The organism is Paenibacillus lutrae, assembly GCF_009757775.1.
Taxonomy (GTDB): domain Bacteria; phylum Bacillota; class Bacilli; order Paenibacillales; family NBRC-103111; genus Paenibacillus_F; species Paenibacillus_F lutrae.
This window is the reverse complement of sequence record NZ_RHLK01000006.1, coordinates 110,296-125,901: the sequence shown is the minus strand read 5'-3', so window position 1 is coordinate 125,901 and position 15,606 is coordinate 110,296. Positions and strand designations below refer to the sequence as shown.

Here is a 15,606-nt window from a genome sequence, read left to right as displayed (position 1 = left end):
GAGGCACCTATGGCTCGTCCTAGGAAAGAAGGGATGGACTACTTTCCCCACGATACAGATGCGACCAATGACAGAAAGATCGAAGCACTTCGGCTGCTGTACGGAAATGACGGGTATGCCTTTTACTTTATCCTACTAGAAATGATATACCGGGAACCAAATTTTGAGCTAGACATTTCTGACGCAGAAACTATTCAGATACTTGCCAAAAAAGTATCAGTAACAGAGGAAGAATTCTCGCAAATGCTTTCGACAGCAATAAAACGCGAGTGTTTTGACCCGGAAGCATACTATGAACGCAACATTTTGACCTCAAATGGCATCAAAAAACGAGCAAATGTAGTCGTGGAGAAGCGCGAAAAGATGCGAGAAACCTACAAGAACCGCGCTTCTTCGGTTTCTTATGCAGAAACTCCCCAAGAAACTACACCAGAAAGTACACAAAGTAAAGTAAAGGAAAGTAAAAGGAAAGTAAAAGATAAAGTAAAGGAAAAAGATAATAAACCTACTAAAATCGCCTACGCAGAATTTGTAAAACTTTCAGAAGAAGAATATCAAAAACTCGTAACTGAACACGGAGAAGATTTCACGAAAGAATGCATAACCACCCTGGACAACTATAAAGGTGCTAAGGGAGAAAAATACGCAAGTGATTACAGAGCTATTCTCAAGTGGGTTATTGACGCGGTTAGAGATAAAAAAGCTAAAGCCTTGAGAGCTGCTGAACAGCCGCAAAGGCACGCAACACCAAACCGTGGCTATAACAGACCGACTTATAGTGGGAAACCGGCGATTCATGTAGTTCCAAAATCCCCTTCAGTCCAAGAGCCGAGCGAAGAAGAATTCCAAGCTATGATTGCTAAAGCTCAGAAACTCGACACGATGTTCAATTAAGGAGGAAAACCTATGATTAAACTAAGCGAACGACAAATGAACGTATACAAGGCGATCCTATCAGGCAAGAACCGGAATGAAATTAAAGTCAATTTCAAATTGACAACCTGTGAGTTATCCAATGCCACTGACTCACTCGCAATTAAGGGCCTTATTAAGCGCAATGAGGACCGGGAGACATATATGGTCATTGACCGTGCAAAAGAGGTAGGAGAGCGAAAAGAGACGCCCTCAGACCCACCTTTGAAGTTAAGGGAAGGTGCGATTAGTCCGGACGTGTTAAAGCAACTAGAAAGCAATTATAAAAATCTGAAAAAGAGTTTATCGCGCTCAGAGATAGCAAGACGATATAACATTCCACGATTTGTGCTCAACCATTGGGCGGTACAAACCGGAAATGCAAGCAAAGAAGGAGCTTAACATTCAATACATGGAGGGATAAACAGTGCTACAGCCGGGAGATATCGTAAAGCACAAGAAGGATAAATACTTGGTCCGCGGGATTGTACGGAGCATTGCAAAAAGTGGAATACGGGCAGAAGTGGATTGGGATCATCCGGAAGATAACCCAAAGCTTCTATGGTTTATAGGCGCTTATTACCTGTTCGAGAACCTAGAGAAATTGGAGGGATAGTATGAAAGTCGGCGACAAAGTGAAGTGGACCAGCCAGTCCAACGGTCGGACAAAGGAAAAACGCGGTACGGTGCATGCGGTTGTAGCTCCAGATGTTAATGCAGTAACGAGTCTATTGAAAACCGGAATTTCAAGGACGCAAATCAAATATGATGCATGGTATTCACCAAAGCTGAGATATATCATAGCCGTACCTCGTGGAGGCAAATCGGTGCTAATGGATTATTACTGCCCGAGACCGGCAGCGCTTGAGCTGGAGGATAAACAATGAAAATTGGCGACAAGGTAAAGCACAGAAAAAACAAGCATTGGGGTAAAGGCGAGATCGAGAGACTATCAAAAAGCGGACTATCAGCAAGAGTGATCTGGGGCGAACGTTTTGGCTTGCACAGGGCATGGCGAAACAAATGCAGGATTGAAAATCTCGAATTATGCGCGGAGGGATAAACATTGAAATACAGAGTCACAAAGGATATCCCAGAAGGCTGGGAGACAACGGCAGAAGTTGGTGACATTCTCACTGTCGGACCGTGGGAAGGTTCTCAGACGTTATTTAAAGGGAGGAAAGCAGTCTGTGACATCGATAGTGAGTATGCAAAACACTGTGAAATCATTCCGGAGGGATAAACAATATACCGGCAATCCAGCGGTTATTGAGGGGACGGTGTACGACTAATGAATTGGAAATGTCTGCTTATCGGTCATGATTACGTTTGGAGCATGACCCGGAAAACCAGTTACAAGTGTCGTCGTTGTGGGAAAACCAAACGTTAGTTGGGTAGTCGGATACAACATAATGAATAAACTTGTCCGAAAGGAAGTGTTTAACGTGTACCGATGCGTAGAAGATGCCGAGGAAGCGCGTATGCTGCTTGAGGGTAACGATTTTATCATATTTAACAATACCAAGAACGGCGAGTTGTGGGACATGACCCAGAATGACATTGAGACCATTTTAAGGGACATGCAAAGACGCCCCTTTCCGGCATACATGGAGGAGTGTTCAGAGAGTGGCGAAGTTCGCGTGAAATTCCCACATCCTAGCGTTAACTGCAAGTTGGTCAGCGTAGGTCGCAAGTAATTCAGTGAATAGCAATTGACCATGAGAGGATGAATAGCATGAAAGAATTGACACAAAGATTTGCAAGACTAACAGAGGTTGTATACTCCGCTGGCATGGAGAAGGAGAGCGAAGAATTACAAGAAATTTGGAATAATCTCATATCAAAAATTGAAGTACTTTCCCAAGATAACGGAATGTTGGAATCGACAGTATCCGAACTTGAAACAAAACTCGCTCAAGTATCTTAGTGAATAATGAGGAACTTGGAGGGGATCGGCATGATAGCGATGGTCGAAGAAAAGCAAGTTGGTTTTCAAGTAACAAAGGATGTATCAGAAGTTTATCGCCTTCGAATTGATAGTCATCGTTGTTCCTGGGCGACAATTACGATTAACAACTCAGGGGACTTTAGTGTCATAAGTGATTGTGGAAATTTCAATTATTTCTGGGGTGGATACGGCAGCGGAACTTTCAAGGAGTTTTTGATCCGCATTTTCTCTAAATCAGCTCACGGTCGCGGTAGCTACGTATACGACAAAATTTCTGATGTAAATCGGGATCGGGTAGATTGCATGAAAACTGTAGCGCCTATGAAGAAAGATTTTATGGAGAAGTACCGAGAGCTATATGTCGACGCAAGACGAAGGGCTAAGTATGTAAATAGTTTTGATGCTAGATGGGCCTTCTCTGATCTCAAAGATACAGCGCGAACGACATGGGATGCACTTATTAATTTAGAGGATGAGGGGGAGTTAAGTCCTGATCGATTCTACTCGATCCTTTGGGAAGGCGGTTCATTTAATGACAAATTCTTTGACGGTGATTATTTAGCACACTGTCTGGATGTTGAAATGACTGGTGACCCACAGGCAATTACTTTTTGTGAAGTCGTTGCACCAATATTTGCTGAAATTCTGATGCAAGAAGTAGACGGACAGGTTTGAATATTGAAGAACTTGGAGGTGCGGAATGGCGCGATTGAAGTTTGAAATGTGGATAGATCGGGACGGAAACATCATGTCCCGGTTTACGGACGGAAAGGGTCGTAGCACAGATTCTTACTGGTCCAGCCCACCGGATTCTATAGATCATGTAGGCCCCGAATACCTGCGGTACAACTACCGGCATCCCAACGTGGGAAATGCAAAGCATGAAGCATTCGTGAAACGGCGATTCAAGGAAGAATTTCAGAAAGTGAAGACGAACACCGTTTGAATATCGAAGAACATAGGGAGGGCTGCCGACTTGTATAAAGATGGAACGTACAAGCTGGAGTTATATTGCGATGTAGAAGACAGTCCGAGAATCATTCTGCACCTGAAGACCTGGCTGGAAGTAAAACTTGCCTATCAGATTCTAAACAATACTTGGCATGTAGGGAAGAAGTGGGGACTCTATAAAAAGCTTGATGGACTATGGGAACCGATGGATTCAAACGCATTGCGGACAGGATGAATAATCAAATACATGGGAGGGTTTATATATGCGGAAAATCGTTTTTAAATGGGATCGCGGACCAGGAGATAGGGTGCAGCAGGAGGTAGAGTTTGAAGATAGCACAAGCGACGAGGAAATAGAAAAAGAGTTTAATGGATGGGTATGGGGAATGATCGTAGAAGACTTCTGGTGGGAAGAAAAAGAGTCCTAACATCAAATAGGGGAGGATATCCCTCCCCACACCTTACTCACTATCTTCATTTTCCAGGTAGGGCTTGTGGTACTTCTCTTCTGCTGCCTTACGTAAGGCTATAGCATCCTCTTTTAAAGTGCGGTATCCGAGAGTTTTGCTCTTGCCCTTGAATCCGATGTAAGCTTTCCATCTCTGGCGAGCCTCAATCCAGATGACGCCTTTTACACCGGACTTATTTTCTGAGTGTAACTTGGCTCTTAGGGCGGATTTACGAGTGCCGTTTATACGATCATCCGCTATGTGCTTTTTAACACCAGCGTCACGTTTTTGGACTCTCTTGCATCCGCAGCTTGTATACACACCTCTTGTTAAATTGCTGCTGGATACTGGTATTTCTTTTTTACAAGAGCAACGGCACAACCATAAGGTGCGCCTACCAATAGTGACTGATCTGATAACGGTTAGATCGCCAAACTGTTGATCCTTTAAGTCTATTAATCTACTAGCATTTTTCTCAGCACGTAGACAGCCGCAGGACTTGGTCGTACCACTCCGTAGGCGCTGCGTGGAGACTACAATCTCCGTTTTCTTGTCACACTTGCAACGACAGTTCCAGCGTATTGTCTTACCGTTTCTTACCGGTTCAGCTTCGGACAAAACTTCCAATCGTCCGAAGTGTTGTCCTTTAAGATCAATTCTACGCCGCCTGTTAGCATAGCGTGTTTTAAAGTATTCCTCACACTTTTGGCAATGTTTCGCTGTTCTCTCGGACTCAACCATCTTGCATCCGCACTGAGGGCACTTACCGTCACTGATGTGCTCTTGTCGCCGTACTTGGGCGCTTTCCCGGTTCAATTTACGGTAATGCTCGACGGTGTGTGTTGGCTGGCACTCCGGGCAAAAGCGTTGCAAGCCAGCATTTACGGTGTAATCCTTGCCGCAGCGTTCGCATTTGTCTATGCTTCCAAATGGGCGTACACCGCCAGCTGCTTTTCTTTGCCGGCAGGCGGCAACTGCTTTCCTTTGCCGCTCTTTTCGACACTCAGGGCAGTAATAGGCGCGAGGACCGCCTTGAAAGGAACAGTTACATTCACGGCATTTACGTTCTTGGATCATGGTTCAGAGTCCTCAAACTTACTCTTTAACCATATAGGCCGCCCATCAAGTAAGGCGTCTGGACGGGAGAAACGTTTTTCCCCGCCTCGATATGACACCTTAAGCATGGCCTGAGCTGTCTTGCTGACGTTTTGCTGCGTGGTCCCAATAAGCTTGGCAACCCACGCAGCTCCAACGTACTCAATGGGCGGTGCTACTTTACCAGTTTTACGTTGATTGGATTGTCCCAATCACACGCAGAAGACTCGTCGGTAGTTTCGGGGTCGATAACTTCCCAGGTGATAACGTATTCGTTGTTATCCTGGTCAACCGCGGGGGCAATATAAGTGTCGCCTTCATCGCTGACGTAAGGGTCTTGAGTGGTCTTTAAGACTTGGCCCTCCCAAGTGATCACCGTTGAGTTGTGGGCGTTAAGTTCGTTGAAGTTTGTCATTTCAATCATCCTTTCGACCTCATCCGGTATCTCCGGCCTGTTGGTATTACGCTGTAGCTGCAACAAAAGCATGCGCCTCATCTTGATTGATGCTGATCTCTTGACCACCTACGATACGGAAGAATCCGCGACGCTTACCATTGTTGTACTCGTATACGCCATCGTTGAGGAAGAAAATTTTGTATCCGTATTGGTCGGTCGTGTCGTTGTTCAAGAACTTCCGGCTGAGCTTGTATACCGGATGGAACCCTACGATTTGAGCGATCCATGTCTTGCACTTGCTGTTTCCGGGCTTTAACTCGACCTCGGCATACTTAGGAGCTTTTGTCTCCTTCCACGCCATGGTAAGAGCCTGGGAGAAGTATTCCTTTACCTTACCACCGAACTTTACTACTGCCGACTTTGCGATCTCCCAAGCTCTTACCATAACGTTTTTCATTTTCATTCGCTCCTTTTGGTTAATGTCTTTCCTTGATATAAATATACCATGATTGGTTGTGTTTAACAACCGAACATTATAGGAACAAAATATAAATAATAGTTAATATTTAGGAGGTATTTTATGAGCAGACCAATTAAGTTCCGAGTGTGGGACGAACAGAATAAGAGGATGCTTGGAAGTGACTGTGTAGATCTTCTGATTGATTTTTCTGGGCGGGTAAACAGCCATGACACAGGCGTTTTAAATGGCTACAACAACACGCCGCAATATCCCATCATGCAATACACCGGAGTACATGACGACACAGAAGAGCAAGCAGAATTGTTTGATGGGGACATTGCCGAGGTTGAGTACGAAGGACAAAAACATATTTGTAAAGTGAAGTATTGCGGGGGCGGATACATGTTTGTTGCAGATAGTCTTCCAGACTCCTATCTATGGCTCTCGGAATTTATAGAATTTGATCGGGAATACTGTTGGGCCGAAGGGACAAAGAAACTCGGGAACATACACGATCACCCTTACTTACTGGAGGCAGCCCAATGAAACCAATCCCACTCAACCAGATCAGCAAAGCATTAGACCTAAGGGCAGCAGGTAATAAGCGGGCAGACGTACCGCTTACCAGCATGATTGAGCATATAGAAATGCGTAATCTCACACTGGCTGAGCAGGAGGCATACAGCAGGTCAATTGCAAAGCTTACTAGGCCAACGGGTGTAAATATCTTCGATTTAAAGGAGGAAGGTAAATGACCTGGCTTAATAATTACGTAACTGTCTCAGATGAACAAAACTTACTCAGGTCATTAACTAATGGTGCCGATAAAAATATATTTATTGAAAAAGGGGCGTATAGAATGAGTGAATATATTAAGGCGAAGAAGAGAATTATGCACTTGTCCTGGAAAAAGAAGAAGAGTCAAAATAAGCGTGGAAAATGATCTGAAAATTGGAGAGCGCCCATGAGCAAATACAGAGCTAAACCCACTGTAGTAGACAATAACCGATTTGATAGCAAAGCAGAGGCCCATTACTACATGTACCTTAAGAGCGAGCAACAGAAGGGTAATATCATTAATCTTGAGCTTCAGCCGGCCTTTACGCTGTTAGATGGCTTCAAAAAGCGTGGGAAGACATATAAAGCGATCAAATACGTAGCTGACTTTAAAGTGACATGGCAAGACGGTACCACGGAGATTATTGATGTAAAAGGCGTCAAGACGCCGGTATACAATCTCAAAAAGTCTCTATTTGAGAGTAAATATCCCGATCTGACCATAAAGGAGGTGAGAATGTGAACATCACATGGACAAGAGAAGTAGTCACAATGTACATCGGCAGAGACGATCAGGGACGCATCAGGAGGTACGAGAGCAGGAGGCCGAAGGACTATGTAGAACCGGTTGCAAAGCCTCGCAAAGGGGAAATAAGGTGTTCTCCAAAAATTAAAATGAAAACAGAAGAAAAACCGAGTAAATAGAAGAAAATTATGTGCTGAACCCCGTAAATGGCATAATTTTGTGGTATAATATAGCTATATAACTGAACATCTGAACAAATATTGAAATATGGAGGCGGACTATGGATCTGCATGCAAAATTGGAAAAGGTTCAATCGGAATTAGCGAGTGAAAGACAACGCGGGGCATTATCGGATCAGGGCAAAATTTACACTCTCGAGCAGCAGGAAAAAGACCTGATGGAGCAGATCCATAAGGCAGAGCACGAACAGCGTGTAGAGACATCGGCTCAAGAAATCTCTTATTTGCTGGATACGATCAGCGCAGAGGGCATGAGTATGCGTGAAATGTGTCAGTCTGAAAGTCATTATCAGGTTCTCCGGATTGAAGTTGAAAGAAAATATGCTGAACAGGCCGGAAAATTTAGCGAAGAGATCGGCGAAATGCAAAAGTCGTACACAGATAAGCTCAGAGCAAGTGAAGACCGTGAGCTGCAGCTACAAAGGCAATTGGATGCACTCCAAGCCGATCATAAAGAAACGGCTGAATTACTCAACTCGGCTAAGTTTGAGCTTGCTGACATGCAGACTAAGCGTGACAACGCATCTATTGCGCTGGAAGAGGCTAGGCGTGAGATTGAGCGCCTCAACAGCCAAGTAGATGATCTGCGCAAGGAAATGGCAGTAGGTGCCCGGAACGCTTACAAAGTCATCGATACAGAAGAGCAGCAGCGTCAGTATACTGAGGCAATGGAAAAGATCAAAAAGGACAAGGAAAACCGTCCAAAGATCTACGATAAAGTGCAGATCGACATGAAGGGCTCCAGGTTTAAGGCCAAGTATGTGGAGACCGGTGAGGAATTCGAATTTTCCTACCTCGAAGAAGGCAAATACAACATCATCCAAGACGAACAAGAGGTGCAACGATTTCGTGCCGAAGCCGAACGTGCTAAAGCGGATCGTACACTGGATGATTCCAGCACTCCAGACAAGGAGGTAACCTTTCAAGTCCCCGCGTTACCAACCTTTCCAGTACCAATGGTTGATGGAGAGCGAACTGGAGAAACACAGGGAGAAGACACTCCGGTCACAAGAAAAGAAGTCACGGAAATGCTCAACCAATTCGCAGCCGAACACGGGCTCGTGAAAGGACAGGTGGCATAAATGGACGAACAAAACCAAATGACGGCAGCTATATGCCACCAAATAGGTCAGCTTTTTAACGGAGAAAGCGAAGATTACCGGTTTGATTTAAAAACCATGGACGCGACTCAATTTTTTACAGCAATGATCAAAGCGAATGCGCACGTATTCAACGAACTGACGGGTGACAATAAGACAGTGCTGGAATTCACGCATTTGGCTAATCATTTGGTGGTACAAGACTTGCTAGAAAAGCAGAAAAACTAGATCAAAACGGCCGATAAGCCATCGAATCGACCGAATAACCCAGCGTAAGCGGGGGCCGTAAATATATCACGAAAGGATGGAGAGATATGTCGGAGGAATTAGAAGCACGATGGGATAAAGCAATTGAACATGCCAGATATATGTTGAAAGAGTATTTAAATATACCCACAGGAGTGTTCGGAGCCACTTATATATCTATAGTCATACAAAGATACGAGTCAGGCGAACGGACGGAAGAACTTCTGAAGGAACTAGAGGAAATTAAGTAAGTATACAAAGCCTCGTTATCACACCAATAGCGAGGCTAATCTTTTAAAAGGGAGGGAAAAGGATGAACCAAAACAAAGTAACAGAGCTTCTCAAAAACTACCGCAGCTACCGGTACGCCATATCTAACGGGATATCACCACACCAACAAGACGACATTTCAGGCATGCCAATGGGTGGAGGATATGGAAGTAGGCCCCCGATGGGATTCGGTGGCAGAGGAACGATTCTGAGTAGCCTAATGGACTACCAACAATACAGGCGTGTAGTATCCCTGATTGACGGAGCTGTGCAAGAGGTGCTGGATGACGAAGAAAACAGCGTGATCGAGCTCAAGTATCTAGCCCGTAACACATTAACACTCGCTCTGATAGCCAAGCGCAAAGGGTTGAGTGAGAAAACTGTCGGGACCATTCACAAGCGTGCTCTTAATAAGCTGACGTTGGCGTTCACTTTTGTGGATGCACCTGAAATCATTAATCTGGATGAAGTTATGGGATTTAAATGACCGGAAATTTACCGATTTTTTACCGACAAATTACCGGAAAAGCCTGCTATATTAATACCATGGGAAAGTTAAAAGGCATGCCAACGTACCCACGATAGAGCGCATCCACGCCGCACTGCGGAAGAGATAGCGCTCTTTTTCGATTCATGATACGATCGGATAAAAGGGGGATGAATCGTGAAAAGAGAGGAACTGGAATCAGAATTCGAACACAGGCTCGGTAGCATACGTGCTGACAATGATCGTATTCAATGGCCGGCAGCGATGATTGAATATCATGGGGAAAAAGGAATTGCGCTAATGGTTGGAGAGAATCTTGCAACTGGCACTTGGCTCAGTGGGGACATTGTTGTTCATTGGGAAAATGGCAAGCACACAATGTTGCCGGATGAGTTTACGTTAATCAAAGAAAACGTTTGGTTACTGATATGATCGAAGCAAGGGAGGGGGAAGCGTGGAACGATTTAGCGTGAATACCAGTCCGGACATCTTAAATAAACTTGGAAGAGAACAGGCCGAGAAGGAAGCTGTAGCCCTGTTCCAAGAGAATATAAGAGAAGCCGGAGAGGATGCAGGGAATTATAAAATGAAGTGTTACATAGATTTGCGTACAGATCATCTGGTTTGTAATGCTGATAAGATAAATTAAGGTCACTCTAACGAGTGGCTTTTTTATTTAACCGAGGTGATCATATGTGGGCTTCAGTCGATCAAATACTAGCAAACTCCGCATATGACTTTTTAGATCCCATGTGCTGGTTAGCACTGGCATGTATGTATAGCTTAAAGGCCATATGGTATGTAGAGGACTACTATAACAATGAAGACGATTAAACAAGGATACACAGACAGAGAGAGGGTGACAGAGGAGTATCCAGAGGGAGAAGACATGCTTTCTAACACTTCGGATAGCTTATCAATCGGAGGCAGCTCGATATTTTACACCAATGATCTATGTAAGGACCTAGCAGTAAGAGACACGAGTTTACATTACTTCGGCACCGATACCGGGGCGATGAAAGAGATGAATCTGATGAACTATAAACTCGGCGGCAAACGAGCCGTGTACGTTTACAATCAGACGGATCAGACTATTAATGTTAACCTTGTGGCCCGTCCGGCGTTTGGATTGACTCCCACAAGCACCATAGCAAACGGTGTCGTGCCAGCTAACGGAGTGCTTCTGTTGGAGGAGTCAACAAAGCCGATGATCAATACACCTGCAGGATCATTATACTTTACAGCTACAGCGACAACCGCACCGACATCAGGTGTGCTTAATGCACGTTTGGTAATAGGTGGTGGACGATAAGGAGGGATGATAGATGGCTAGACCCGGTAAATATGATACGCACGTGAAGCCTAAATTAAATCGGATAGAAGCATGGGCTAGAGATGGCTTAACAGATGAGCAAATTGCTCATAATCTTGGTATTGCAACCTCTACATATTACGATTATAAGGCAAACAACGAGGAGTTCTCGGAGGCTTTAAAAAACGGCAAAGATGATATCGATATCATAGTTGAGAATGCTTTGCTTAAAAAAGCATTAGGGTTTGAATTTGTAGAGGAGACTAGGGAGCCTTTGTACAATCCAGTTACAGGAGAGGCGCTAATGGGTCCAGATGGTAAAGCATTGATTGTAGTGACTAAGGTAGTCAGGAAACAAGCTGCTCCAGATACTACAGCGCAGATATTTTGGCTGAAGAACAGAAGGCCTCAAGCATGGAGAGATAAACAAGAAGTCGATACAACTGTGACTATGAAAAGTAAACTGGAGGATTTCTTTTCGTGATCACGGCAAAGCAGATTGTCGAGAAAAGGAAGGAATTGTGGGAGAGCAAGAAAAGCATTACGCAAGACGGAGAGTTCACACAAGCTGCAGTTGACTACCTGCTTGAAAATGAACATATCCGTATCGAAATTGCGCGCTATCCAGAACGATTAGTCGAAATGTTCTTTGTTATCGTTGATAAGAATCAGGAGACTGTCCCCTTTTTTTTGAATAAAGTTCAGCAAGACTTTGTTGATGATCTGAACCAAGCGATAGACGATTATAACGCTGGGAAACGGCTGCACTTAAACTTCCTGGTGCTTAAAGGTCGGCAGCAGGGTTTCACAACGGTAATAACCGCCTATCAGTTGGCTTGTGCAATCACAAAGCGGAACTTCAGCGGAATTACGATAGCCGACATCAACAACAACACGAATACCATCTTCGAAAAGAAAGCTAAGTTCCCTTACAGTCGATTGCCTGAACCCATCATGCCGACTCAAAAGTACAACAACCGACGCGAGTTTATGTTCGACAGGCTCAACAGTTCCTGGGTGGTTGATACAGCAGGAAACAAGGATGTGGGCCGGTCCAACACAATCAACTTCTTTCATGGGTCAGAGGTAGCTTTCTGGGACAGCATCAGCAGTATTCTAACAGGTTTAGGCGAGGCCTTGACGAAGAACAGCATCAAGATATTGGAGAGCACAGCAAACGGCTACAATGAGTTTAAGGACTTGTGGGACGGTGCTGGCAAGAACACTTGGGAGGCCAAGTTTTATTATTGGTTTGATACTCCCGAATACGAAAATCGTTTTGAGAATGCTGAGATCGAGTGCGACTTTAAGCGAAAGGTACTCAATGAGGAAGGTTCCGGCGATCAAGAGCGAGAGGTAATCAAAAAGATAAAATCACTGCTTAACGAAGTCTTGATCGCTAAGTTCGGCGAGGAATCAGCTTGGAAAAAGGTGTATTGGTACTACCAGAAATGGTCCGGTTACATCGATAAAGAGTTAATCAAGCAAGAGTATCCATGTAACCCGCGAGAAGCTTTCCTGGCTACCGGTCGGTGCGTATTTGATAAAGAAATCATCACAAATAGAATCGAATATCTAACGAATTTGTATAAAGATAACCCGCCGAAACGTGGGTATTTTACGTTTGATTGGAACGATCCTGGTACGAAAGACAAGATTGTTAAAGAGAGCATCAAATGGGTAGACAATTCGCAGGGCTATATCACGATATACGAGGAAGTTCAGCCACGTACCACCTATACGCTTGGAGGAGATACCAAAGGCGAAGGTTCTGATTTTTACTCCGGCGTAGTAATTAATCACATAACCGGGAAAAGAGCTGCTTACCTTCATGCTAACTTAGATCCGGACACATACACGCATCAACTCTTCTGCATGGGTATGCACTACAACAAAGCGCTAATTGGCGTGGAGATTAACTTTGACCGTTATCCAGTTATTGAGCTAGAACGACTAAAATATCCTAAGCAATACGTTCGTGAGAGATATGATACCTATACTCACCAAATCACCAAGATGTTCGGCTGGAAGACGGATGGTAATACACGTCCGTTAATCATAGATAAACAGACTGTACTGTTTAGGGATAACATCGACTTATTCCCTGACATAACAATGTTGGACGAAGGGCTCACATTTGTATATGACAAGAACAATCGCCCCGATGCCCAACCAGGAAAACATGACGATCTTCTTTTTGGTGATATGATCGCAAATGAAATTAGAAGTCAGCAAACAATAATGTCGGATGAAATGACCGTAGACGTCTCCAAGCTGCCGGCTGACCTGCAGGAAGACTGGAACCGAGCGAATCCGGAACAGAAGAAGTATCTGGCTCAGAAGTGGGGGCTAACGAAAGGGGCATAACTCATGGACCTACTGGCTCCATTCAAGAAAGTGGTGAGTAAAGTGAAGGAATTAATCGACCGCGAGAGTGATGAGATCGAGAAGGATGCCAAGCTGCAGAAGTGGAAGAAGAAGTTCGACACAGCGAAGGCTTCGCATAACGTGGACCTGATGGATGAACGCGAATATCTGTACCTTGGTAATCGTGCAGTGGACAAGAACATCAATAGCAAAGATTTACCCACAAAGCACGCCAATAATGTGTATAACATCGTGTTCGAGTTTATCGAGACACAAGTCAACACGCAGATTCCGCAGCCGAGCGTGAAGAGCATGCGAGAAGAGTTTGCAGATCAGGCTCATATGATCGAGGATAGCGTGTCCAATTCACTTAAACGGCTGGACATCGAGGACATCAACGATGCCAATGAGCGCATTACACCCGTACAAGGGTACTCAATCATGGAGCTTGCCTGGAATCCGGACTATAAGCATCAAAGGTACCAAGGTGACTTGGAGCTCCACTCTCGACATCCGAAGCAGCTCATTCCTCAACCAAGGGTGTACAGGCTGCAGAAGATGGACTACTTCTTTGTACTGTCTACCGTCACAGCTGACTATGTAGAGCGCAGGTACGGCAAAGACCTGGACCGTGAGCCCGAACAGTACACCGAAAATACAAGCCTAGCCGGTACAACATCCGTCAGCAATAACAAGGCTTCTGCGAACGGTGATGGTACCGTGACTGAAATAGTCTGCTGGTACAAGGACGAAGACGGCGATATCGGCAAGTTTGTATGGGTCAATGAGACTGTGCTGGAGGACCTGCCGAAGTTCTTCTTCCGGCGCGTCCGGCGCTGTGAAGAGTGCGGGCAGATATCATATGAGGATGTCTGTGAGAGCAAAGTGGATGTAGAAGGACTGGAGTTGGAATGCGGCTCCCAGCGCTTTAAAACGCACATAGAGGACAAGGAAACGTTATATGAGGATAAGATTATAGGCGATGGCACAATGGTTCCTGCGGGTACTGAGGTGCCATATTTTATTCCGCAGATGTATCCTATCGTGATCAGACGTAACGTGCCGCGTAACTTTGATTTTGGTGGTCAGAGTGATGTTGATGTTATTCGTGATCAACAGGACGCCATAAAAAAAGTGGTCACGAAGATGGAAGAAAAGGTTATGCAGTCGGGATCAATTATTAAAATGCCTGAAGATCTAAACGTAACCATTACCAATGTGACATACCAGATTATCAAAGGCACTGTTCAACAGCTAGGAGCTATTGGTTCGGAAGATTTACAAGCTGAAATTGGGCAAGACATGGCGTTTCTCGATAAATTATACGATCATGCTCAATCGACATTGGGAATCACAAACTCCTTTCAAGGCAAGGAAGACAACAGCGCAAAGAGTGGTATTGCCAAGCAAATCCAAGTTCAGCAGGCAAGTGGTCGGCTGCAGTCAAAGCAGTACAACAAGAATGCGGCGTTCAAAGAGCTGTTCGAGTTGATGCTGTACTTCAAGTTGGCTTTCTATGATGAGCCCCGGCCGTACCTGACTAAGGACATTGATGGTAATGACGAGTACAAGGACTTTGACCGGTATAAGTTCCTGATGACGGACGACAACGGGGAACTCTACTACAATACGGACTTTCTATTCTCAGCAGATGTCGGGTCTGGACTGCCCAAAGATCCTATTTTTATGTACAACCAGATCAAAGAGATGCTCGGCATGGGTGCTATTGATAAGCTGCAATACTGGACGATCTTGGAGTCGCTCAACTTCCCGATGGCCAAGCAGATTAAGTCACAGATTGAAGAGCAGATGCAGCAAGAGGCGATGATGATGCAGGGTGCGGAGGCCGGGCAACCAGCGCCTCAGTCACCCGAACAAATACTCGGCAGCCTGAGCCCGGAACAACTGGAGCAGTTTAAATCACTGCCGCCGGAAGAACAGGAAGCGATCCTGCAGCAAGCATTGGGAGGTGCAGCTTAATGCCTCTACGAAATGTCGATAAAAGAAAGAATAACAGGGCATTCCACCGCCGCGTGGGTGCCCTTTCTCTTTGTCCAGTTTACCGGAGAG

At 44.9% G+C, this 15,606-nt stretch carries 28 protein-coding genes; 25 read left to right on the top strand and 3 right to left on the bottom strand.

Translation table 11 applies throughout. The features are described 5' to 3' along the window. Positions 1-9: 9 nt before the first annotated feature. The 10 genes from EDM21_RS12735 to EDM21_RS12690 all read left to right on the top strand — a co-directional run bounded on the left by EDM21_RS12735 (position 10) and on the right by EDM21_RS12690 (position 4,239). Positions 10-894: a DUF4373 domain-containing protein gene (locus EDM21_RS12735; RefSeq protein ID WP_157336007.1), complete on the top strand. Its 885-nt coding sequence runs from the start codon at positions 10-12 to the stop codon at positions 892-894. A gap of 12 nt (positions 895-906) precedes the next feature. Beyond that, positions 907-1,314 (top strand): hypothetical protein, encoded by a 408-nt coding sequence (locus EDM21_RS12730; RefSeq protein ID WP_157336006.1) that lies wholly within the window; start codon positions 907-909, stop codon positions 1,312-1,314. 25 nt (positions 1,315-1,339) lie between these two features. After that, entirely contained in the window at positions 1,340-1,528 is a 189-nt protein-coding gene (locus EDM21_RS12725) for a hypothetical protein (RefSeq protein WP_166541981.1), read from the top strand. A gap of 1 nt (position 1,529) precedes the next feature. Beyond that, complete coding sequence (locus tag EDM21_RS12720) at positions 1,530-1,799, top strand: hypothetical protein (RefSeq protein WP_157336004.1); 270 nt, start codon at positions 1,530-1,532, stop codon at positions 1,797-1,799. Further along, a complete protein-coding gene (locus EDM21_RS12715) occupies positions 1,796-1,975 on the top strand; it encodes a hypothetical protein (RefSeq protein ID WP_157336002.1) in 180 nt (59 codons plus the stop codon). Before EDM21_RS12720 ends, EDM21_RS12715 begins: the two co-directional genes overlap by 4 nt. Before the next feature lie 672 nt (positions 1,976-2,647). Then, positions 2,648-2,839 carry a hypothetical protein gene (locus EDM21_RS12710; RefSeq protein ID WP_157336000.1) on the top strand — a complete coding sequence of 64 codons (192 nt, stop codon included), beginning with the start codon at positions 2,648-2,650 and terminating at the stop codon, positions 2,837-2,839. Positions 2,840-2,869: 30 nt separating this feature from the next. Beyond that, on the top strand, positions 2,870-3,535 hold the full coding sequence (locus tag EDM21_RS12705; RefSeq protein WP_157335998.1) for a hypothetical protein: 666 nt from the start codon (positions 2,870-2,872) through the stop codon (positions 3,533-3,535). Between the two features lie 25 nt (positions 3,536-3,560). Continuing rightward, a complete protein-coding gene (locus tag EDM21_RS12700) occupies positions 3,561-3,806 on the top strand; it encodes a hypothetical protein (RefSeq protein ID WP_157335996.1) in 246 nt (81 codons plus the stop codon). Between the two features lie 30 nt (positions 3,807-3,836). Beyond that, the gene (locus EDM21_RS12695; protein ID WP_157335994.1) at positions 3,837-4,046 is read left to right on the top strand and encodes a hypothetical protein; all 210 of its coding nucleotides are present in this window, start codon (positions 3,837-3,839) and stop codon (positions 4,044-4,046) included. Between the two features lie 28 nt (positions 4,047-4,074). Further along, positions 4,075-4,239 (top strand): hypothetical protein, encoded by a 165-nt coding sequence (locus EDM21_RS12690; RefSeq protein WP_157335992.1) that lies wholly within the window; start codon positions 4,075-4,077, stop codon positions 4,237-4,239. A 938-nt stretch (positions 4,240-5,177) separates the two neighbouring features. On the opposite strand, the gene EDM21_RS12685 is transcribed toward EDM21_RS12690, so the two are convergent. The 3 genes from EDM21_RS12685 to EDM21_RS12675 all read right to left on the bottom strand — a co-directional run bounded on the left by EDM21_RS12685 (position 5,178) and on the right by EDM21_RS12675 (position 6,209). Next, positions 5,178-5,315, bottom strand: coding sequence for a hypothetical protein (locus tag EDM21_RS12685; protein WP_157335990.1), 138 nt, complete (start codon positions 5,313-5,315; stop codon positions 5,178-5,180). Positions 5,316-5,530: 215 nt separating this feature from the next. Further along, on the bottom strand, positions 5,531-5,779 hold the full coding sequence (locus EDM21_RS12680; protein ID WP_157335988.1) for a hypothetical protein: 249 nt from the start codon (positions 5,777-5,779) through the stop codon (positions 5,531-5,533). Between the two features lie 37 nt (positions 5,780-5,816). Continuing rightward, positions 5,817-6,209, bottom strand: a complete 393-nt coding sequence (locus EDM21_RS12675) for a hypothetical protein (protein WP_201280788.1) — start codon at positions 6,207-6,209, stop codon at positions 5,817-5,819. A 123-nt stretch (positions 6,210-6,332) separates the two neighbouring features. Between EDM21_RS12675 and EDM21_RS12670 the strand changes: the two genes are divergently transcribed. The 15 genes from EDM21_RS12670 to EDM21_RS12600 all read left to right on the top strand — a co-directional run bounded on the left by EDM21_RS12670 (position 6,333) and on the right by EDM21_RS12600 (position 15,516). Continuing rightward, a complete protein-coding gene (locus tag EDM21_RS12670; RefSeq protein WP_157335984.1) occupies positions 6,333-6,758 on the top strand; it encodes a YopX family protein in 426 nt (141 codons plus the stop codon). Further along, on the top strand, positions 6,755-6,967 hold the full coding sequence (locus tag EDM21_RS12665) for a hypothetical protein (RefSeq protein WP_157335981.1): 213 nt from the start codon (positions 6,755-6,757) through the stop codon (positions 6,965-6,967). Before EDM21_RS12670 ends, EDM21_RS12665 begins: the two co-directional genes overlap by 4 nt. Beyond that, positions 6,964-7,155, top strand: coding sequence for a hypothetical protein (locus tag EDM21_RS12660; protein WP_157335979.1), 192 nt, complete (start codon positions 6,964-6,966; stop codon positions 7,153-7,155). Before EDM21_RS12665 ends, EDM21_RS12660 begins: the two co-directional genes overlap by 4 nt. A gap of 21 nt (positions 7,156-7,176) precedes the next feature. Continuing rightward, complete coding sequence (locus EDM21_RS12655) at positions 7,177-7,512, top strand: DUF1064 domain-containing protein (RefSeq protein ID WP_157335977.1); 336 nt, start codon at positions 7,177-7,179, stop codon at positions 7,510-7,512. Next, a complete protein-coding gene (locus EDM21_RS12650; protein ID WP_157335975.1) occupies positions 7,509-7,694 on the top strand; it encodes a hypothetical protein in 186 nt (61 codons plus the stop codon). The genes EDM21_RS12655 and EDM21_RS12650 overlap by 4 nt, the downstream gene beginning before the upstream one ends. Positions 7,695-7,795: 101 nt before the next feature. Further along, positions 7,796-8,836, top strand: a complete 1,041-nt coding sequence (locus EDM21_RS12645) for a coiled-coil domain-containing protein (protein ID WP_157335973.1) — start codon at positions 7,796-7,798, stop codon at positions 8,834-8,836. Further along, positions 8,837-9,082 (top strand): hypothetical protein, encoded by a 246-nt coding sequence (locus EDM21_RS12640; protein ID WP_157335971.1) that lies wholly within the window; start codon positions 8,837-8,839, stop codon positions 9,080-9,082. Between the two features lie 86 nt (positions 9,083-9,168). Next, on the top strand, positions 9,169-9,351 hold the full coding sequence (locus tag EDM21_RS12635) for a hypothetical protein (protein WP_157335969.1): 183 nt from the start codon (positions 9,169-9,171) through the stop codon (positions 9,349-9,351). A 62-nt stretch (positions 9,352-9,413) separates the two neighbouring features. Continuing rightward, positions 9,414-9,857 (top strand): sigma factor-like helix-turn-helix DNA-binding protein, encoded by a 444-nt coding sequence (locus EDM21_RS12630; RefSeq protein ID WP_157335967.1) that lies wholly within the window; start codon positions 9,414-9,416, stop codon positions 9,855-9,857. 177 nt (positions 9,858-10,034) lie between these two features. Continuing rightward, positions 10,035-10,289, top strand: a complete 255-nt coding sequence (locus EDM21_RS12625) for a hypothetical protein (RefSeq protein ID WP_157335966.1) — start codon at positions 10,035-10,037, stop codon at positions 10,287-10,289. Between the two features lie 22 nt (positions 10,290-10,311). Next, positions 10,312-10,506: a hypothetical protein gene (locus tag EDM21_RS12620; protein WP_157335964.1), complete on the top strand. Its 195-nt coding sequence runs from the start codon at positions 10,312-10,314 to the stop codon at positions 10,504-10,506. Positions 10,507-10,677: 171 nt separating this feature from the next. Further along, positions 10,678-11,169, top strand: coding sequence for a hypothetical protein (locus EDM21_RS12615; protein ID WP_157335962.1), 492 nt, complete (start codon positions 10,678-10,680; stop codon positions 11,167-11,169). 13 nt (positions 11,170-11,182) lie between these two features. After that, complete coding sequence (locus EDM21_RS12610) at positions 11,183-11,653, top strand: transposase (protein WP_157335960.1); 471 nt, start codon at positions 11,183-11,185, stop codon at positions 11,651-11,653. Continuing rightward, on the top strand, positions 11,650-13,536 hold the full coding sequence (locus EDM21_RS12605) for a hypothetical protein (protein ID WP_157335958.1): 1,887 nt from the start codon (positions 11,650-11,652) through the stop codon (positions 13,534-13,536). Before EDM21_RS12610 ends, EDM21_RS12605 begins: the two co-directional genes overlap by 4 nt. Positions 13,537-13,539: 3 nt before the next feature. Continuing rightward, complete coding sequence (locus EDM21_RS12600) at positions 13,540-15,516, top strand: portal protein (RefSeq protein ID WP_157335956.1); 1,977 nt, start codon at positions 13,540-13,542, stop codon at positions 15,514-15,516. Positions 15,517-15,606: the final 90 nt, after the last annotated feature.